This is a genomic window from Streptomyces sp. NBC_01288 (assembly GCF_035982055.1).
GTDB lineage: Bacteria > Actinomycetota > Actinomycetes > Streptomycetales > Streptomycetaceae > Streptomyces.
Window position 1 is genome coordinate 1,675,910 of record NZ_CP108427.1, and the last position, 20,100, is coordinate 1,696,009.

General features: G+C 70.6%; 14 protein-coding genes. 1 reads left to right on the forward strand and 13 read right to left on the reverse strand.

Annotated elements, in window-relative coordinates; genetic code table 11:
- Positions 1-7: 7 nt before the first annotated feature.
- The gene (locus tag OG194_RS07445; RefSeq protein WP_327400052.1) at positions 8-1,324 is read right to left on the reverse strand and encodes an ABC transporter substrate-binding protein; all 1,317 of its coding nucleotides are present in this window, start codon (positions 1,322-1,324) and stop codon (positions 8-10) included.
- Positions 1,325-1,534: 210 nt separating this feature from the next.
- Here OG194_RS07445 and OG194_RS07450 point away from each other — a divergent pair, with 210 nt between their 5' ends.
- Positions 1,535-3,319 carry a coagulation factor 5/8 type domain-containing protein gene (locus OG194_RS07450; protein WP_327400053.1) on the forward strand — a complete coding sequence of 595 codons (1,785 nt, stop codon included), beginning with the start codon at positions 1,535-1,537 and terminating at the stop codon, positions 3,317-3,319.
- A gap of 565 nt (positions 3,320-3,884) precedes the next feature.
- Here OG194_RS07450 and fusA read toward each other — a convergent pair.
- The 12 genes from fusA to OG194_RS07510 form a co-directional block, all read right to left on the reverse strand.
- A complete protein-coding gene (gene fusA, locus OG194_RS07455; protein ID WP_327400054.1) occupies positions 3,885-5,942 on the reverse strand; it encodes an elongation factor G in 2,058 nt (685 codons plus the stop codon).
- Positions 5,943-6,223: 281 nt separating this feature from the next.
- Positions 6,224-7,066 carry an NlpC/P60 family protein gene (locus tag OG194_RS07460; RefSeq protein ID WP_327400055.1) on the reverse strand — a complete coding sequence of 281 codons (843 nt, stop codon included), beginning with the start codon at positions 7,064-7,066 and terminating at the stop codon, positions 6,224-6,226.
- Positions 7,067-7,221: 155 nt separating this feature from the next.
- Positions 7,222-11,085, reverse strand: a complete 3,864-nt coding sequence (locus OG194_RS07465; RefSeq protein WP_442811506.1) for an nSTAND1 domain-containing NTPase — start codon at positions 11,083-11,085, stop codon at positions 7,222-7,224.
- Positions 11,086-11,251: 166 nt separating this feature from the next.
- Positions 11,252-11,629, reverse strand: a complete 378-nt coding sequence (locus OG194_RS07470; protein ID WP_327400056.1) for a hypothetical protein — start codon at positions 11,627-11,629, stop codon at positions 11,252-11,254.
- Positions 11,630-11,787: 158 nt separating this feature from the next.
- Positions 11,788-12,657 carry an ABC transporter permease gene (locus OG194_RS07475; RefSeq protein WP_327400057.1) on the reverse strand — a complete coding sequence of 290 codons (870 nt, stop codon included), beginning with the start codon at positions 12,655-12,657 and terminating at the stop codon, positions 11,788-11,790.
- A 32-nt stretch (positions 12,658-12,689) separates the two neighbouring features.
- Positions 12,690-13,733, reverse strand: coding sequence for an ABC transporter substrate-binding protein (locus OG194_RS07480; RefSeq protein ID WP_327400058.1), 1,044 nt, complete (start codon positions 13,731-13,733; stop codon positions 12,690-12,692).
- 11 nt (positions 13,734-13,744) lie between these two features.
- Positions 13,745-15,322 (reverse strand): carboxylesterase/lipase family protein, encoded by a 1,578-nt coding sequence (locus tag OG194_RS07485; RefSeq protein WP_327400059.1) that lies wholly within the window; start codon positions 15,320-15,322, stop codon positions 13,745-13,747.
- A gap of 45 nt (positions 15,323-15,367) precedes the next feature.
- Positions 15,368-16,072 carry a GntR family transcriptional regulator gene (locus OG194_RS07490; protein WP_327400060.1) on the reverse strand — a complete coding sequence of 235 codons (705 nt, stop codon included), beginning with the start codon at positions 16,070-16,072 and terminating at the stop codon, positions 15,368-15,370.
- Positions 16,073-16,142: 70 nt separating this feature from the next.
- Positions 16,143-17,003 carry an amidohydrolase family protein gene (locus OG194_RS07495; protein ID WP_327400061.1) on the reverse strand — a complete coding sequence of 287 codons (861 nt, stop codon included), beginning with the start codon at positions 17,001-17,003 and terminating at the stop codon, positions 16,143-16,145.
- 33 nt (positions 17,004-17,036) lie between these two features.
- Positions 17,037-18,011: a PhnD/SsuA/transferrin family substrate-binding protein gene (locus OG194_RS07500; RefSeq protein ID WP_327400062.1), complete on the reverse strand. Its 975-nt coding sequence runs from the start codon at positions 18,009-18,011 to the stop codon at positions 17,037-17,039.
- Positions 18,012-18,041: 30 nt separating this feature from the next.
- Complete coding sequence (locus OG194_RS07505) at positions 18,042-18,932, reverse strand: hypothetical protein (protein ID WP_327400063.1); 891 nt, start codon at positions 18,930-18,932, stop codon at positions 18,042-18,044.
- Positions 18,929-20,089, reverse strand: coding sequence for a DUF3500 domain-containing protein (locus tag OG194_RS07510; RefSeq protein WP_327400064.1), 1,161 nt, complete (start codon positions 20,087-20,089; stop codon positions 18,929-18,931). Before OG194_RS07510 ends, OG194_RS07505 begins: the two co-directional genes overlap by 4 nt.
- Positions 20,090-20,100: the final 11 nt, after the last annotated feature.

Consider the following 20,100-nt stretch of genomic DNA (forward strand, 5'->3'; position numbering starts at 1 on the left):
GTCGCACTCACTTCGCAGGCATCTGCTGCTGAGCCTTTTCGAGCTCCGCCTTGACCGACGCGGTCGTCACCGCGCGTCCCGCGGCGGCGTCGGCGAACAGGTCCTTGACGGCCGTGCCGACCGCCGTCTCGAACTGGGACTCGTCGGCGACCTGCGGGAGCGCGGCGGCGCTCTTGGCGAGGGTGTCCTTGAGGACGGCGTTCGCGGGGGTGTTGAACGCGGTGTCCTCCTGCGCGGTCTTCACCGGCGGGATGGAGCTGTACGCCGTGTTGAGGATCTTCTGCTCGGCGTCGCTCGTCAGGAACTTCACGAACTTGGTGGAACCGTCCAAGTTGTTCGTGTTCTTGAAGACGGCGAGGTTGATGCCGGCCACCATCGAGTTGGTCTGCGCGCCGGTGCCCGGGGTGCCGGACTGCACGGGGATCGGTGCGATGCCGTACGAACTCTCGCTCATGCCCTGGGACTTGAGGTTGGCGGACGCCGACTGCCACATCAGCATCGCCGTCTTGCCCTTGGCGAAGTCGCTGACGGACTGGTTCTGCGCGTACTCGGCGTTGCCGACCGGGATGACCTTGTCCTTGGCCATCAGGTCGACGTACTGCTTGACCGCGGCCACCACACCGTCGTTGGTGAAGTCGGCCTTGCCGTCGGCGGTGAAGAAGTCGGCGCCGTGCTGCTTGGCGAAGACGAAGGCGTGGTGGATGTTCTCGGAGACGTTGGCGCCCTCGGCGCCGAGCGCCTGCTTGCCCTTCGCCTCGATCTTCTTTCCGTCGGCGACCAACTCGGCCCAGGTGGTGGGCGGTTGGGCGATGCCTGCGTCGGCGAAGATCTGCTTGTTGTAGTAGAGCGCGTACGCCATCGAGTACAGCGGGACGGCGGCCGGGTCCTTGCCCGTGGCGCCGGTGGAGCCGAGCGCGGAGTCGACGAAGCGGTCCTTGCCGCCGATCTTCGCGAAGTTGGCCGCGCTCCACGGGAGGAAGGCGCCGGTGGCCTGGAGGGAGGCGCTCCAGGTGTTGCCGATGTTCAGGACGTCGGGGCCCTGGCCGGAAGTCGTCGCCGTGAGGATCCGGTTGAGCAGGTCGGACCAGGGCACGACCTCCAGCTTCACCGTGATGCCGGTCTGCTTCTTGAACTTGTCGAGCTCGGGCTGGAGGACCTTCTTGTCGATCGCGATGCTGGCGCCCTGGTTGGAGGCCCAGTAGGTGAGCGTCTTGGGCGAGTCGTTGGATCCCCCACCCGTGGACGAACCGCCTCCGCAGGCCGTGGCCGCAAGGGCGAGTGACATGGTGACGGCGCCTACGGCCGCGGCTCGGATGCTGCGCATACTCCGGGTGTCCCTTCAGGGAATGCACTCACGACTTAATTTAGGACGTGAGTTAAACCTCGGAAGCCAGAGGCGTCAAGAGTTTGGACGCCACTCGTCGAACTCGGTCGTACCTCTTGACGGCCGTGTTCACGGACCTGAAGCATTCCCCCGCGAGAGAGCGCTCCCAACCCCACCGGCGTTCATTTCATGAACAAGGAGAGCCGCCTTATGTCCCCAGTTCCCCGCAGAGCCGTCCTCGGTGCCGCCGCAGCGGTGTCCGCCCTGGCCGGGCTGCCCGCAACCGCCTCCGCAGCTTCCGCCGCCCCCGCGACCCCCGCCACTCCCGCCGCGAACAAGCCACTCGCCCTGCCGGGTGGCGGCGACCTCGGTCCGAATGTCATCGTCTTCGACCCGTCCACCTCGGGTATCCAGGCCAGGCTGGACCAGATCTTCGCCCAGCAGGAGACGGCCCAGTTCGGCACCGGCCGCTATCAACTGCTGTTCAAGCCGGGCACGTACAACGGGCTCAACGCCCAACTCGGCTTCTACACCTCGATCTCCGGGCTCGGTCTGTCTCCCGACGACACCTCGATCAACGGTGACATCACGGTCGACGCCGGCTGGTTCAACGGCAACGCCACCCAGAACTTCTGGCGTTCGGCGGAGAACCTCGCCCTCACCCCGGTCAGTGGCACGAACAGGTGGGCCGTGGCTCAGGCGGCCCCCTTCCGTCGGATGCACGTCCGCGGCAGCCTCAACCTCTCCCCGAACGGCTACGGTTGGGCCAGCGGCGGCTACATCGCCGACAGCCGGATCGACGGCCAGGTCCAGCCGTACTCGCAGCAGCAGTGGTACACCCGCGACAGCGCGATCGGCAGCTGGCTCAACGGCGTCTGGAACATGGTGTTCTCAGGCGTGCAGGGCGCACCGGCACAGGGCTTCCCGAACCCGGTGTACACCACGCTGGCCACGACACCGGTCTCCCGCGAGAAGCCCTTCCTGTACCTGAACGGCACCGAGTACCGCGTCTTCCTCCCCGAGAAGCGCACCAACGCGAGCGGGGTGACCTGGGGCAACGGCACACCGCGCGGCACCTCGCTGTCCCTCTCTCAGTTCTACGTCGCGAAGCCGGGCGTCACGGCGGCCACCCTCAACCAGGCGCTCACACAGGGACTTCACCTCCTGCTGACCCCGGGGATCTACCACCTGGACCAGCCGATCCAGGTGAACCGCGCCAACACCGTTGTCCTGGGCCTGGGTTACGCAACGCTCGTCCCCGACAACGGAGTTACGGCCCTCAAGACCGCCGACGTCGACGGCGTACGGCTCGCCGGATTCCTCATCGACGCCGGCACCGTCAACTCCAACTCCTTGCTGGAAGTTGGACCGTCAGGCACAACGACCGACCACTCCGCCAACCCCACCACCGTCCAGGACGTGTTCGTCCGCATCGGCGGCGCGGGCGCCGGCAAAGCCACCACCAGCATGGTCATCAACAACCGCCACACCATCGTCGACCACACCTGGCTCTGGCGCGCCGACCACGGCACGGGCATCGGCTGGGACACCAACCGCGCCGACTACGGCCTCGTCGTCAACGGCGCCGACGTACTGGCCACCGGACTGTTCGTCGAGCACTTCAACAAGTACGACGTCCAGTGGAACGGCGAGCGGGGCCGCACGATCTTCTTCCAGAACGAGAAGGCGTACGACGCCCCGAACCAGGCGGCCATCCAGAACGGCTCGATCAAGGGGTACGCCGCGTACAAGGTCGCCGACAACGTGACCGTGCACGAGGGCTGGGGTCTCGGCAGCTACTGCTACTACAACGTCGCCCCGACGATCGTGCAGCACAACGGCTTCGCGGCGCCGAACCGTTCGGGCGTGAAGTTCCACGACCTGCTGGTCGTCTCGCTCGGCGGCCAGGGCCAGTACGAGCGCGTCATCAACGAGACGGGCTCGCCGACCTCGGGCACCTCGACCGTGCCGTCCACGGTGACCTCGTACCCCTAGACCCCGGGAGTCCCTGAGACTCCGGAGTCCCTGAGTACGTGGCGGGTGCGGGCCGAAGCTCCCCCTTCGGTCCGCACCCGCCACCGTCACACCTGGGGCGTGATCTCCGCGATCGGCGGACAACTCCCGCTCACTGACCGAGCGTTGGCAATGGCAGACGTCACGCCGACGACGCCCCCCGTCCGGCTGTTCAACCGCCGTGCACAGCGGGCGAGTTCGACCTACGGACCCGCATCGCCCTAGGACGCTTCCTCACGGCCGGCGACGGGACGAGCCCGCACCGAGGCCCCCACCCTGCGTCCGAGCGCGCAACCGCCCCACGCGGCAGGCGAGTTATGCCTACGGGCACGCGTATCCGCCCCCAGCCAGATCCTCCCGCGACTGCCGACGAGAGGGGTCCCGCGCCGAGTTCACCGACCCCGCGTCCGGCCGCGCAACCGGCCTGCACAGCAGACGAGTTACGCCCACCCGCACACGTTTCGCCAACCCCTAATCCTCGGCCCGACTCCGCCAGGACCGGCGACGGAAGGCGTCCCGCGCCGAGACGCCTCCCGCCCATGTGCCGCTATCGGGCCACCACCGCACCCGGCGCGGGCGCGTACCCCGTCGGCCGGGCTGTGAACGTGCCCCGGCCCTGGGTCCGGCTGCGCAACCTCGTTGCGTAGCCGAAGAGTTCGGCCAGCGGCACGGTCGCCGTGACGATCGCCGAACCCGTGCGGGTCGTCGAGCCGGTGACGCGGCCGCGGCGGGCTGCCAGGTCGCCGAGCACTCCGCCGACCGCGTCCTCGGGCACGGTGACGGTGACCTCGACGACCGGTTCGAGGAGGACCGTCGTGCAGGCGCGCAGGGCTTCGCGCAGGCCGAGGCGGCCGGCCGTGCGGAACGCCGTCTCCGAGGAGTCCTTCACGTGGGTCGCCCCGTCGGTCAGCGTGACGCGCAGCCCGGTCATCGGGAAGCCGCCGATCGGCCCTTGGGTGAGGGCGTCACGGCACCCGGCCTCCACCGAGCGGACGTACTCCTGCGGGACCCGCCCGCCGACGACCGCCGAGCGGAACTCGAAGCCGAGGCCCTCCAGCGGTTCGACGTCGAGCACCACGTGCGCGAACTGGCCTGATCCTCCGTCCTGTTTGACGTGCCGGTAGACCCGGCCGGTCACTCCGCGCACGACCGTCTCGCGGTAAGCGACCCTGGGGCGGCCGACGTTGACCTCCACACCCGTGGCCCGGCGGATCTTCTCCACCGCGACCTCCAGGTGCAGTTCGCCCATGCCGGACAGGACCGTCTGGCCGGTCTCGGCGTCCGTGCGGACGACCAACGACGGGTCCTCCTCGGCCAGTCGGGCCAGTGCCGAGGCAAGTCGGTCGGTGTCGGTGCTCCTGCGTGCCTCGACCGCCACGGACACCACCGGGTCGGCGACCGCGGGTGGTTCGAGGACAAGCGGGGCGTCCGGCGCGCACAGGGTCGAGCCGGCGCGGGCGGACTTCAGTCCGACCACTGCGACGATGTCCCCGGCGACCGCCCGGTCCAGGCGTTCGTGCCGGTCGGCCTGCACCCGCAGGATGCGCCCGATCCGCTCGGTGCGCCGTGCGCCCGGGTCCCACACGGTGTCTCCCTTCTCGATCGTGCCCGAATAGATCCGCAGATACGTCAGCCTCCCGGTCGCGGTCGCACTCACCTTGAACGCCAGTGCGGAGAAGGGGAGTTGGGGATCCGCAGCGCGCTCCCGTTCGGCCCCGGCGTCGTCCGTTCCCCGCACCGGCGGAACGTCCGACGGCGACGGCAGATACGCCACCACGGCGTCCAGCAGCGGCTCGACACCACGGTTGCGGTAGGCCGAGCCGCACAGGACGACCACGCCGTCGCCGGTGCGGGTGAGGTCGCGCAGGGCCGCGGCGAGGGTCTCGGCGGACAGGGGTGATCCGGCGTAGAACTCCTCCAGCGCACCCGCGTGCAGCTCCGCCACCGCCTCCTCCAACAGCCGTCTGCGCCGCCGCGCCTCCTCCAACAGGCCTTCCGGGACCGGGACTTCCGCCGCCGTGTCGCTGCCGTCGGTCCACACCAGGGCACGCATCCGCAGCAGATCGACGACGCCGGTGAAGCCGTCCTCCGTGCCGATGGGCAACTGCACCACCAGCGGCGCCGGATGGAGCCGTTCGCGGATGGAGGCGACGGCCGCGTCAAGGTCGGCGCCCGCGCGGTCCAGCTTGTTGACGAAGGCGATGCGCGGGACGCCGTACCGGTCGGCCTGGCGCCACACCGACTCGCTCTGCGGTTCCACGCCCGCGACGGCGTCGAACACGGCGATCGCGCCGTCGAGGACGCGCAGGGACCGTTCCACCTCGTCGGCGAAGTCGACATGGCCCGGGGTGTCGATCAGGTTGATCCGGTGGCCGCTCCAGGCGCAGGTGACGGCCGCGGCGAAGATGGTGATCCCACGGTCGCGCTCCTGGGGGTCGAAGTCGGTGACGGTCGTGCCGTCGTGGACCTCACCGCGCTTGTGGGTGGTGCCGGTGAGGTAGAGGAACCGCTCGGTGACGGTGGTCTTGCCGGCGTCGACGTGGGCGAGGATGCCCAGGTTGCGGACGGCGGAGAGCGGGGTGGCGAGAGGGCGTTCGGTGCGCACGGCCCGTGGCCTTTCGAAAGTGATTTCCGTGCAGGGCGGCGCAATTCCCGTGCGGGAGAGGTGAATTGACGGAGCGTCAAAAGGCTGTCACGTCACGGGCATCCGGTACCGGCCGCGCAGCGGGCACCGGACGGCCGAAGACACGAGGATCACCTCGTACCGGGAGCGGGGAACGACGACAGCGGTGCTGTAACGCACGGCCGGGCTCCCCTCACTCGTCAACGGATGTGGCGAGTGTAGGGAAGCCCGGGGTGTGGAGCACGGGATTTATCGGGTGCGGGTCAGGTGCAGGTGGGGACGCCGTCCAGCCAGGCCGGGCCCTGGATGTAGATGTTGGTCATCCATGCCTTGTAGTCGGGCAGGTAGGCCCAGGCGTCGTTGGTGTAGCCGTCCGCGGTGACGGTCTCCGCGTGCTTCTGGCACTCGACGCGGATGCTGGTCGCATCGGGGAAGGCGTAGACGCGCGTCGCGCCGACCGAGGGTGCGGTCTTCGTCCAGACGCCGGTGCCCCAGGTCTGGAAGACATGCCCGGTCACCGCACCGGTGTTGACGCGGACGGCCCCGAAGTAGTCGGGGCTCAGGCGGACATCACTGACCATCAGATGCGTGCCGGACTGCTTGGCCTCGACCATCTTGCCCGCGCCGAGGTAGATCGCGATGTGGTGCAGGTCAGCCGAGTCGCCGTAGGCCAGCAGGTCGCCGGGGAGCAGCGGGGCGAGGCCCTGGGCGGCGGTGAAACGGGCGGCTGCGCGGGTGGTGTAGTACTGCTGGCTCGCATCACCGTTGAGGATGTCGGAGCCGGCGGCCCGCGCGTAGGCGTAGCGGACGAGACCCGAGCAGTCGAAGCCGAGCCGCTCGGGGTCCTGGTTGCTGGCCGGGTCGGTGGGGTCGACCTGGCCGTAGGTGGCGCCGGGTTGCGCACCGTGGCCGCCGCCCCACGTGTACCAGGTGCCCGCGTCGACCTGGGCGCAGGCCGCGGCGATCGCGCTCTGGGCGGCGGCCGAGGCGCCGGGTGCGAGGACACCGCAGCTGCTCGCGGCCGGGGCGGCAACGGCCGCCGGTGCCCAGAGCAGGAAGGCGAAGAGTCCGATGAGTGTGCCGATGATTCCGGTCCGCCGGAGCATGCCGGGACCCCCGTTCTCTGTGGTCGGTGACTGGTCGTGCACCAGCCTGCCGACGCCGGCCCGGCCGGTCGAGGACCCGGCGTCACCCCACCCCGAAGGGCAACGGGAAACCCTGGGGAAACCCCCTCCCACCAGGGGCACTTGGCCCTCCGAGGTCAGGGCTTCACACACGCGGGGGTGAACGACACGGGCAGTCCCGGCATCAGCGTCTTGCGCTCCTCGGGACCGATCGCCTTCCGCAGACGGCAGATTCGGGTGAGCCGGTCGCCGAGGTCGAGGTCCCACAGTCGTACGGTCCCGTCGTTGCTGCTGCTCGCGAGGGTCCCGCCGTCGGGCGCGAACGCGACGCCCCACACCGCGTTCGTGTGCCCGGTGAGGGTGGCCCACGGACGCCGCCCGGCCACGTCCCAGAGCCGTACCGTACGGTCGCTGCCGCTGCTCGCGAGGAGGTGGCCGTCCGGTGAGAAGGCGAGGCCGCGCACGGATCCGGTGTGGCCGGTGAGGGCTGCCTCGAAGCGGCGGTGGCGGACGTCCCACAGGCGGACGGTGCCGTCGTTGCTGCTGCTCGCCAGGGTCCGTCCGTCGGGGCTGAAGGCCACGCCCCGCACCGCGCCCGTGTGGCCGGTGAGGGTGGCGAGCGGGCGGTGGGTCGCCGTGTCCCAGAGGCGGACGGTCAGGTCGTCGCCCGCGCTGGCGAGGGTGCGGCCGTCGGGGCTGTAGGTGACGTCGTTGGCGGAGTCCAAGTGGCCGTTGAGAACGGCGAGTTGACGGTGGTCCCGGACGTCCCACACGCGGACCGTGCGGTCGGCGCCCGCGGAGGCGAGGGTGCGTCCGTCGGGCGCGAACGCGACCGAGAAGACGTCCCCGGTGTGGCCGGTGAGGGTCGCGACCGCGCGGTGCGAGCGGACGTCCCACAGCCGGATCGTGCCGTCCGAGCCCGCCGACGCGAGGGTCCGCCCGTCCGGGGAGAACGCCACCGAGAACACGCTCTCGCGGTGGCCGGTGAACGTCGTCACGACCCGGTGCCGGGCCACGTCCCACAGCCGTACGGTGTGGTCCGCGTCGGCGGTCGCGAGGAGTCTCCCGTCCGGGCTGTACGCGGCCTGCGAGACCTCGGTGAACGGACGGGCCGTCAGGACCGGTCCACGCAGGTCCCACAGCACCACCGACTGGTCGAAGCCGCCGGTGGCGAGGGTCGTGCCGGTGGAGTTCACGGCGACGGACATCACGTAGTCGGTGTGCCCGGCGAGGATCGCGGCCGGCCGCCCGGTGCGCACGTCCCACAGGCGGGTCGTACCATCGCCGCCCGCGCTGACGACCGTGCCGCCGTCGGGCGTGTAGGCGACCGCGTTGACGTCGTCGCTGTGTCCGGTGAGCGTCGCCGTGGCCCGGTGCGAGGCCACGTCCCACAGGCGTACGGTCCGGTCCACGCCCCCGGAGGCCACGCTCCGCCCGTCCGGCGCGAACGCCACCCCGAGCACTTCGTCGGTGTGCCCCTTGAGTACGGCGAGGGACCGTTCCCGGTCGGTGTCCCACAGGCGTACGGTCCGGTCGGAGCCGCCCGACGCCAGGGTCCTGCCGTCCGGGGCGTAGGCCAGCGTGTTGACCCGGCCGATGTGTCCGACGAGCCGCATCTCGGTCGGCCTGTCGCCGACGATGTCCCAGAGTTGGACCGTTCCATCCTCACCGGCGACCGCGAGGGTACGGCCGCGAGGGTCGAAGGCGAGAGCGCGGGCGCCGTTGGTGCTCGCGGGCAGCAGGGCCCGCACCCGGTGGTCGGCGGTGCCCCAGATCCGTACCGACCCGTCGCTGGACGTCGCCGCGAGGGCGGCCCCGTCGGGGCTGAAGCCGACCGACCGGACCCGTCCGGGGAGGGTGAGCGTGGCGGTCGTACGGTGATCTGTGGTGCGGCGCAGTTGTACGGTGCCGTACGCGCCGGCCGTCGCGAGGAGCTTGCCGTTAGGTGCGAAGGCGACCGCGTTGACCGGGCCGTGCCGGCCTACGAGGCGGGCGGAGAAGGCCTGGGCCTGGGTGCTGAGGAGGGCGCCGCGGGCCTCGGGGGTGTGGTCGGCGCGGTAGGCCTCCTCGGCGAGGAGCATCGAGGCCTCGGGCTGGCTGCCGGCCAGGGAGGTGGACTGCACGGCGAGGGCCTGGGAACGGGCGACGCGTTCCTGGTCGAGGGCGCTCGCGCGTTGCTGGTAGGCGAGACCGCCGGCGGTCACCGCGAGGCCGAGCAGGACGGCCAGGGTCGCGAACAGGGCCTGACGGAACCGGATCTGACGTCTCGCCAGATGCTGACGAGTGTCCTCCTCCGCCTGGCTGGCCTTGAGGAAGGCCTCCTCGCGGGGGCCGAGGCGGCTGCGGCCGTCGAGTTCGTCGGCCCAGGCGCGGACCGTGTCGAGACGGGTGCCTCGGTAGAGGGCGGACGGGTCGCGGTCCTCGCGCTCCCATTCGGCGGCGGCGTGGGCGAGTTGCTGGTGGATGAGGAGTCCGGCACGGTCGGCGTGGATCCAGTCGCGCAGCCGGGGCCAGGCGTGCAGCAGGGCCTCGTGGGTGATCTCGACGGTGTCCCGGTCCACGGTGATCAGCCGGGCCCGCACGAAGACGTCGAGGGCGGCCGACGCGGCGTCCGCGTCGGCGAGTTGTTCCATCAGGGCGCTGCGGCCGGCGCGGCGCCGGGTCGCGACGGTCCCCTCGTCGGAGACGTGGACGAGCCGGGACAGGACGCGCCGGATGGTCTTCTGCTCGGCCGGGTACAGCTGGGCGAACACGGTCTCGGCGGTGCGGGCGATGGCGCCCTGGATGCCGCCGGTGCGCTCGTACCCGGCGACGGTGAGGGTGGTGCCCTCGCGCTGCTGCCAGGTGGCGAGGAGGGCGTGCGAGACGAGGGGCAGGGCGCCGGACGGGGTGTCGTCGGGGGTGTTGGAACGGTCCACGGTGCCCGGTTCGTCGCGCAGTCCGGCGTCGCGCAGGAGGAGAGGGACCAGGCCGGGTTCGAGGGTGACGCCGGCGAGTTCGGCGGGCCGGGTGATGGATGCGCGCAGTTCCGTCACGGACATGGGGAGCAGGACGAACAGTCCGTCGGTGAACACCGGTGCCAGTTCCGGGAGTTCGAGGCAGCGGCCGGTGAAGTCGGCGCGGACGCCCAGCACGACGACGGCGGGGTCCGGGCCCGTGGACAGCGCCCACAGGACCCGTACGAAGGCCCGTCGCTCGCTCTCGTCGGAGCAGAGCGTGAACAGTTCCTCGAACTGGTCGACCAGCAGCACCGGCCGGACCGGTGGCGGGCGGCGGCCGTCCGCGCCGGGCGGGGCGCCCTCCGAGCGGGCGCGGACCGCTTCCAGCAGCGCCTCGGGGCGGGCGGCCAACTGCCGTGCGGTGAGGTCGAGATCGCTGCCGAGGACCTTCGCCGTACGTTCGAGGAGTTCGTCCAGCGGATGGGCGGTGGGCGTGAGCGCGACGACGGGCCAGCGCTCGGCGCCGGGCATCGGAAAGCCGCCGGAGCGGCGTAACGCGGGGACGAGACCGGCATTCAGGAGCGAGGACTTACCGGCGCCGGAGGGGGCGACGAGCAACAGCGGTCCGCCGCCGACGCGTTGGAAGACCCGCTCGACGAGCGCGGCCGTGGCCCGCTCGCGGCCGAAGAACCAGGCCGCGTCCTGCGGGGTGAACGCCGACAGTCCGCGATACGGACAGGCGGGCGTACCGGTGTCGGTGGCCGACCCCGCGCCGCGCTCCGCCGGGCCGGCCTCGCGCACCAGCCGGAGCAACTCGCCGTCGGCGCCCAGGATGTGGTCGCACTGGCGGGCCACGTCGACGGTCGCCCGCTTGACGCCGGTCTCGATCTTGCTGAGATAGCCCTTGCTGTAGTGCGTCTGACGTGCGAGATCGGCCAGTGACAGTCCGCGCTCCCGGCGCAGCCGTCTCAGCTGTGCGGGAAAGGACGGCGTGGCCTGTGCGGTGCTTCCCGGCTGGTCGGACCGGTCCACGCCCGCGTCGTCGTACTGCTGATCCCCCAAGGCATCCCCCTGGCACTGGCCTGTCCGGATCGTGGGACGGCGGATGCCCAGGTTACTGCGGGAGTCGGACAGGGAGCCAAGCGTTTCACCCGGAGTGGCGAGAACGGAACCGCCGGGACCGGTGTGGACCGGTCCCGGCGGTGCTCCCCCGTGGCGAAGGTTCCCGCTACGGCCTGTTGAGGGTGATGGAGTTGATGGGCGTGAAGTCGACGCGGAGGCCGTTGTCCTGGGCGATCGTCGTGGTGCAGTTCGTGCCGTTGGACCCGTTGCACAGGCTCGCGGACGCGCCGCCGGTCTGGTTGTTGAGGATCCAGTGCTGGCCGAACTGGTTGCTGAGGTTGTGGGCGCCGTAGCTGTAGTACACGTTGGTCGGGTGCGGGTTGTTCGCCGGGACCACTCCCTCGCCGTAGATGCAGACCGCCCCGGACGGGCACCCGTCCCAGGGCGTCTCGTCGGCGGGCTTCGCCTGGGCCGCCCCGCTCATCGCGACCAGAGCGGTGGCGGCGGTCGCGAACGTGGCGGCGGCGCGGAACATCGTGCGCATGTTTCCCCCTAGTGGGTCTCCTGCGTCGTCGCAGGCGGTGCTTCGTACTGACGGGATCAGCCTGTCCCGGGGGAGTCGCGGGGTCGACGGGTTTCCTGTTGCCCGTCGGAGGGACGCGTGGGAAACCCGCGTTGAGCAGGGATGTCGTGGGCCGGCGGTCAACCGGTGCGTCGCTCGGTCGCCCTCCTTGGACCGAGTCCCAGCCGCTTCAGCGCGTACTTGTCGAGCCAGCTCAACAGGCCGTTGAGGATCAGGGTCATCACCACCAGGACGATCAGGCCGGCGAACTCGGTCGCGGCGTCGAGGTTCATGGCCGAGGTGAAGAGTTCGTGGCCGACGCCTTCGGAGGAGGCGATGAACTCGCCGCCGATGACGCCGAGGATCGCGAGGGGGCCGCCGGTCTTGAGGGCGGCGAAGAAGGGGGCGGCGAGGGTGGGGATCGTGACGTAGCCGAGGACGTGGTGGCGGCGGCCGCCCATCACCTGGACGATCTCGACGAGTTCGCGCTCGCGCAGCCGCAGGCCGAGGTAGACGTTGTAGAAGACGACGAAGGACACGCCCGTGACAGCGATGTTGATCTTCGACCAGGGACCGATGCCGAAGAACAGCAGGAAGAGCGGGGCGAGGGCGATCTTGGGGATGCCGTTGACGGCGGCGACCAGGGGTTCGAGGACCCGGCCGGCGAGCGGGAAGGAACCCAGGAGGAGGCCCATCACCGTGCCGAGGACCACGCCGATGGCGAATCCGGCGGCCACCTCGATCGACGTCACCCTGATGTCGGTCCACCCGGAGGAGGAGCCGAGCAGTTTCCCCAGGGCGTGCGACACGTCGGTCGGCTTGCTGACCGCGTACTCCGGTAGGACCGGTCCACTCATCACCTGCCAGAGGACCAGGCAGAGCGCGATCACCGCGAGGCGCAGGGCCACCACGGTGGCGGTGTCGCGCCAGCGGTCGTTGTTCCTGCGGCGCCGTTCGGTCGCGACCGCGACCTCGGTCGTGCTCTCGGGGGTGTCGGTGGCAGTCGCCATCGTCTGCTCCTTCCGCTCTCGCGCCGGCCGTGTCATGGCAGGTACTTGTTGGTCCAGTCGCTCGTGGTGACCTTGGCTCCGTCGGGGAGCGTGCCTATCGCGTCGATGAAGGCGGTCGTCGTGTGCCAAGTCGCCGCGTCCATCGAGGACTTGGCCGGCCAGTCGACCTGTTCGAGGCTGCCTTCGAGGACCTTGGCCGGTACGCCGGGAAGCGCCTTCTGAGCGACGGCCAGCACAGTCTTGTCCTGCTTGTCGGCGAGGTGGGTCCGCATGTAGGCGGTGCCCTGCTGGACGGCCGTGACGAACTTCCTCGCGATGTCGGCGTGCCCGCTCGCGTAGCTCTTCTGGGCCACCACGAACTGGCTGTATCCGGAGTGCGTGGCGTCCCATTCGGGCACAGTCAACGGCGTTGCTACGACGATGCCGTCGCCGGAGTCCGCGATCTGGAGGGGCAGTGGTTCGGAGGTGACGAACCAGTCGATCTCGTGGTTGTTGAGCGCGGCCCTGTCGGCGGCGGGGCTGGGCAGCGACACCCACTTCAGCTTGGTGGGGTCGACGCCGTGGGACTTGAGGAAGATCCCGGCCTCGGCCTTGGTGTTGGCCGAGCTGGCGCCCGCGGTGGAGTCGGCCAGGGCCTCGGCCACGTCGGCGGCCGGGGTGGCGGCGGTCAGGTCGTGGTCCTGGGCGAACTTCTTGCTGACGACGAGCCCGAGCGGGTTGCCGAGCCCGTCGGCGGCGAGCGCGGTCTCCGGGAGGCCCTTGGAGAGCGCGGTCACGAACCCGGTCGGGCTGTCGTGGAGGAACTGCACGGAGCCCGCCTGGAGGGCCGAGGGTCCGGTCGCGGCGGTCAGTGTCACGTACTTGATCTTGAGGCCCTGCTCGCGGAAATAGCCGTTGGCGTCGGCCACTTTGAGGGGCAGGTCGAAGATGTTGCCGCCGGTGCCGACCGTCACGGTGGTGAGTCCGTCGGCGCTCGCCGAGGAGTCGCCGCCGCACGCGGTCAGCAGGGCCGTGCCGAGCGCCATGGTCGCCGCCAGCACGACGGCGGTACGGGTGTCCGCGGTGCGTAGTCTCATGAGGTCTCCTGTCACCATGCCTGCTGCGTACGGAAGAAGCGCTTCCAGAAGTCGAACCGGGCGGGCCCCGCGATCGGGACCGGTCCAAAGTCCTCGCCGACCTGCATGACCGTCGCCGAATCCGGTGCGTACGGCGGCCAGTTGGGCAGACCGGGCCCGTTGGGGTCGCCGGTGGCGGCGAAGTTGGCCCAGTAGCCGGACATGGTCGCCGCGACGGCCCGGTCCTCGGCGGTCCAGTCGGCGTCGTCCTGGTCGAGGTTGTCGAGGACGAAGTCGATCTCGGAGCTGTGCGAGGCGCGCCGCGGGTCCTGCCCGCGCGCCGGGGAGCGGTGGGTCCAGAAGTACGTGTAGACCGGCCGGTCCGCGTGCCGGGTCCAGTCCGTGCCCCAAAAGAACGTGGAAATGCGGGCGTTGTCGCGTACGGCCGCGCTGTGGGCCCGGCCCGCTGCGTCGTCGTCGGCCGCCGGGTACAGCCGCAGGAACTCGTCGGCCATCTCACCGAACTTGCGGCGGGCCGCGGCCTCGTAGTCGTCGAGGGTGACGTGGACGGGTGGCATACCCGGCCGCCAGGCCTTCCTGCCGGCCGTGCGGTAGGCGGCGAAGGTGCTCTCGGGGACGGCTCCGCTCTCGTCGCGGTTGCTGCCTGCGAGGTAACTCACGTTGTTCTGAAGGCCTTTGGCGTACGTCTCGTCGTAGCCGGCGGGGAGCACCCAGCCGTCGACGACGGGCCGGAACAGCGGCGGCTTCGCCGAACTACCGGTCTCGACCAGGGAGTCGACGGCCGCGTCCCCGTCGACGAGCTTCTGCCAGGGCAGCGACCGCAGCCGCGCGAGCGGGGGCCCGCCGCGCTCCTCGGCGTATCGTGCGCCCGCACTCTCCGCGTCGGGCAGGGTGCGGTACGACGTTGCCAGGTACCGGAGTTCGGGGTCGCGCGCGTGGCGGGCGTGGCTCTGGGCGACGGCGCGGTGGAAGAGGCCGTGGGCGAGGGGGGACATGGCCAGGAAGTTGACCGCCCCGGCGCCGGCCGACTGTCCGGCGATGGTCACGCGGTCGGGGTCGCCGCCGAAGTTGGTGATGTTGTCCCGGACCCAGCGCAGGGCGGCTATGCAGTCGAGGAGGCCGTAGTTGCCGGAGGCGTGGTGGCCGGACTCGGCGCTGAGTTCGGGGGTGGCGAGGAAACCGAAGGCGCCCAGGCGGTAGTTGAAGGTGACGACGACGAGTCCTTTGCGGGCGAGGGCCTCGCCGTCGTAGCGGGGGCTCGCTCCGGTGCCGACGCGGAAGCCGCCGCCGTGGATCCAGACCAGGACCGGGCGGCGCTCCTCGGTGGAGGTTGCACCGGTCCAAATGTTGAGGTTCAGGCAGTCCTCGCTCATCGGGAGGTCGATGCCGGCGATCTCGGCGCCCGGGGTCTGTGGGCACATCGGGCCGAACGTGTCGGCCGTGCGCACACCCGGCCAGGTCGGCGGGGGCTGGGGCGGGCGCCAGCGCAACTCCCCTACCGGGGGCGCCGCGTAGGGGATGCCGCGGAACACGGTGAGCGCGTGGTCGCGGCCGGGTATGCCCTCCACCAGTCCTGCTTCGGTTTCCACTGGGTGGCGCATGAAGACCCTTTCTCGGGTGCGGCGAGTGGTCGGTCAGTCGGTGGCGCGAGCGGGGCTGTCGCGGGCGGAGCGCAGCAGGAGTGCCTGGCGGGCGGAGGCCACGTGGTGGCGCATCGCGGCGACGGCCGCCTCGGGGTTGCGGGTGACGATGGCGAGGAGGATCGCCTGATGCTCCTCCAGCGAACCTGCACGGGGGTGCGGGGCGGAGAGGTTGCGGTACTGGCGCATGACGAGCGGGTAGAGCAGCGTGTCGTAGGCCTTGGCGAGGGTCTGCTGGTGGGCGGCCTGTTTGACCTGCTGGTGGAAGAGCCGGTTGCCGCGCGAGTAGGCGGCCTGGTCACCGCGTGCCTTGCAGTCCTCCATCTCCTGGAGGGTGGCGCGGAGTTGGGCGATCTCCTCGTCGGTGGCGCGTTCGGCGGCCTTCCCCGCGAGGGCGGATTCCAGCGTCTCGCGGGCCTCCAGGATGTCCGCGGCCTCCTCGACGGAGAAACTGCGGGTGCGGACCCCTCGGTTGACCTCGCTGGTGACGTAGCCCTCCTGGGTCAGCCGGACCAGGACCGCCCGCATGGTGCTGCGCGAGACGTTGAACATCCTGGTCAGGTCGGCCTCGGTGAGCCGGGTGCCCGGCTCTACGCTGCCCGACAGGAGCAGTGAGCGCAGTCCGTCGTAGGCCTGGCTGTGCCGGGTGGGCGACGTCCGGCCCGGATCCACGACGTCGTCGTATCCGCTGATGTCCACCTTGATCACCTGTGTGTTCTCGGAAGGGTTGCCGGCCGCTGATGTCGGCCGTTCCGGGAGTATGTCCCGTTCAGGTGCCTTCTCCGGTCAGCCCGGGGTACAGCCGTCGTGCCGTGCCGGCGAAGATCGCCTGCCGGGCGTCGTCCGGGAGTACGGCGAGGACGTCCTCCGCGAGTCGCAGCAGTTCGGGCAACGACTGTTCTGCGCCTGGGTAGTTGGAGCCCCACGCGATCCGGTCCGCGCCGTACGCGGCTACGACGGGTTCGAGGAAGTCGGCCGCCGCGTCCCCGGCGTCGTGCAGCCGCTCCAGATTGCGGTGGGTGAGTTTCAGGAACAGGCCCGGGTGCTGGGCGAGTTCGGCGACGTCGGCGCCGGCGCGGGCGGGCGAGGCGGCGATGTCCGGGTAGCCGATGTGGTCGAGGAGGACCCGCACACCGGGGAACCGCTCCAGCACCTGCCGGAGTTGTTTGGTCGCCGCTCCGAGCCGCATCTGGAGACAGACGGTGATGTCCAACTCCCCCGCCCGGCGCCAGAATTCATACGTCTCGGGCGCGGCGAACCACTCCCCCTGCGTCGGCACCGTGCTGCCGCTCGTGAACAGCCGCACCCCGGCGAGACCTCCGCCGCCGACCGCGTTAGCGAGGATGTCGGCGGCGCCCGGCCGGAGCGGGTCGAAGGTGCCGACGGCGACGAAGCGTCCGGGGCGGCTGCGGCAGCTGTCGAGGACGTAGGAGTTGTCGTAGCCGTAGGCGGTGGTGGCCTGGACAAGGACTGCCTGGCCGATGCCCGCCTCGTCCATGCGGGTCACCATCCCGGCGGCGGTCACCGGCCGGGACTCGGCCCACGCCGACTGCTTGCCGCCGATCGGCGCCCGCGGGTACCGGGCCTGGTCCTCCGAGATGATGTGGCAGTGCGCGTCGACCACGTCCATGGTCCAACTCCCTTGTACGGCAGGTCGTTTCGGTCAGGCGTCGGGGTGGTCGCCGACGGCGAACAGGGTGTGCGGGTCAGTGGGGAAGTCCGGGTCGAGGAGACCCTGGTCCCGGGAGAACCGCACGAGCGCGGTGAGGCTCGGCTCGTTGGCCTCGATGCCGTAGGGAGCAGGATCGCCGCCGATCTGCCGGGCCTGGCGGGCGAACCGGGGTTGTGTCAACCAGGCCGGGTCGGCGGCGAGTTGCTTGCGCTTGCTGTCGACGAAGGCCGTGCAGAGCTTGGCGGGAAGGTCGGGGTCGCGTTCGACGAGCTCGGAGCGGAGCGCGACGAGGGAGTGCAGCGGATAGATGCCGGTGCGCAAGTACCAGTCCACGGCGAGGACTTCGGCGTCGGGGAAGAGCGGGTACGGGCCGTCGCCGACCCCCTCGTCCGCCGCCGCCCAGCCCGCGCGGGGTGCGCCCGCCCGGCCTGTGCCCGCGTTGCCGGTGAACGCGGCGTCGATGTCACCCGCCCGCAGCAGCTCGCCCAACGACCGTCCGTCCGCGACCCGTTCGACGTTCGGCGGGGTACGGCCCTCGATGTGGTCGTCGTCGTCCACCACCCAGGTGATCTTCTCGACGTCCACGCCGTACTGCTCACTCAGGACCCCGCGCACCCACACGCCGGTGGTCACCGTGTACGCACGGACCCCGACCCGGCGCCCCTCCAGGTCGCGGGGCTCCCGGATGCCCGAGTCCTCGGCGCACTGCACGTCCCCGTGGTGGAAACGGCGGTTGAGGAACACCGGGATCGCGGTGAGCGGCACACCTTCCTGTCTGGCCATCAGGTAGGAGACGGGGGCGAGTTCGCACACGTCGAACTCCAGGTCGCGGATCATCCGCCGGTAGGCGCCGATGACCGGCCGGACCTCGACCGGCTCGATCCGGTACCCGTCCACCCCGACCTCGCCGTCGAGGAGCGCCTGCCCGTGCGGGTACTCCCCGAGGGCCACCGAGAGCTTCTGCATTCCCTGCCTTCCGATCGTCGGGTGTGCCGGCTACGGCCGTGCGCACGGGCCTTGTCCACCGAGTCGCGCGGGCTCCACGCCGAGGGCCGCGCAACTCCCCGCCATCAACTCGTCGAAGGGGACGGGCCGAGGCAATACGCCCTGCTCCAGGGCGTATTGGGCGGCCTGCGCGACCGGTCCGCGCAGCGCCTCGAAGCCGACGGGGCTGAAGTCCACGGGGCTGGTCGGCGGGATCGCGGCGCGCAGCGCGTCGTAAGCGGCGCAGAGGGCGGCGGAGTGCGCGCGGGCGGCTGCCTCGGTGACGCCGACGACGTGGTTGACGGGGGCGAACCCCTTGGCCAGCGCCCACTGTTGGGCCACGTCGGACGCGTCCGGGATCGCGGTGCGGATACGGTCGTCGGCCGGGAGTTCGTTGCCCATGATCCCGAAGTCGAGACGCCCTTCGAGGAAGTCGGCCTGGAGACGGGCGCCTTCGGGGGCCCGCTTCACCCAGGCCGGGTCCTCGTGCTCGTCGACATGACCGTCCTCGTACACGACCCAGTCGACGTTCCGCAGGTCGACCCCGCACTGCTCGCTCAGGAAACCGCGCACCCACACGCCGGTGGTCTGGCTCCAGGAGCGGACGCCGACGGTGCGTCCCTCGATGTCGGCGATGGTCAACTCGCCACAGGTGACAAGGGTTTGATGCTGGTGGCGGCCGAGGGTGGTGACCGGGAGCAGCACGACGGGTTTCCCGTGGGCGACGGCCTGGAGCAGCGTGACGACCGCCAGCTCGCAGAGGTCCACGTCCGTGTCGTTGACGAAGCCGCGTGAGGCCTTGTGCACAGGCCGTACGTCGAGCCGTTCGAGGTCCGACCCAGTGGCGCGGACGGCGGTCTGCGCGGCGGCCGCGAGGTCGTCGCGGCCCAGAACCATCTTCATCCCGTACTCCTCCTCCGATGGAACCGCTCGTGGTGCCGGCGCAGCAGGTCGGTCCCGTAGTCGTTGCCGTTCGGGGTGCGGACCACGGTGTGGATGTGCTTGCGCGAGGGCACGTCGTTGTCGAACATGACCCCGGCCTGGTGCTCGAACTCGACGAGGATCACCGGGCTGTGGAGGCGGTAGTAGAAGGCGCTGTCCGGTCCGCCGTCACCGATCCAGGCGAAACGGGTGTCCGCGAGATGGGCGGTGACCTCGTCCATGCGGACCCCTGAGTGGCCGTCGGCGGCGCGGTTGACGTAGAGGCCCACGAGTTCTGCGGCGATCGCGCGCTGACTCGACGTCAGCTCGCTCAACAGCACTCCCTGATGGGCGAGTTCGAAGTTGTCGCGGAAGGCACCGACGAACAGGTCAGGAGGCAGTTCGTCGGCGATCACCGCCCGCTCCCGCTGACGGTGCGTCAGCGTGGTGAACAGCTCCTGTCCGACGGCCTCTTCGCGCCGGAAGACGGTCGTCCCGGCGTACTTCCCGGACCTGGCGGTCACCGGTTCGGCGCCCAGGAAGGTGGGCGTCAGCACCATCTGGTCGCCGACGAAGACGCAGTTGACGTTGACGTGGTGGCCATCGAGCTGCCAGCCCCAGGGGCGGTCGTTCTCGGGCTCGCCGTAGACGCTGAACCAGTACAGCCACTCGTTCAACAGGTCCTCCTCACCGCGGAGTTCGCCGATGGTGAGGTTGAGGTGCATCAGGTCGACGACCTGGGTGTAGCCGTAGGCGCTGAGACTGGCGCGGACGACATCCAGGGCACGGTGTCGTTTCTCGTCGTCGAGGTCCTCCAGGCAGAGGCCGTGGCGGAGGAAGTAGCGTGCTCCGTTGGCCCAGTGACGCCATGTCACATCGTCGATGGGGAACCGGCCCGTCGCCCGCTCGGTCGGCGAGAGTGCGGCGAGGTACTTCTCCGCCGCCTGTCGTACCGGGCCGACGTCCACGCCGGTGTCGCGCAGGGGGAAGAGGCCCGGGTGTATGCCGTCCGGTATGGCCACTCCGCGGAAGGGTTCGGCTGCCGCGCGGCGGCGCCAGTCGACCTTCGCGAGGAGGTCCGGTGTCCACTGGTCGGGCCGCTTCGTGGGGGCGCTCGGCCGGTGCCGTAGTCCTGTCATCACTGCCTCCT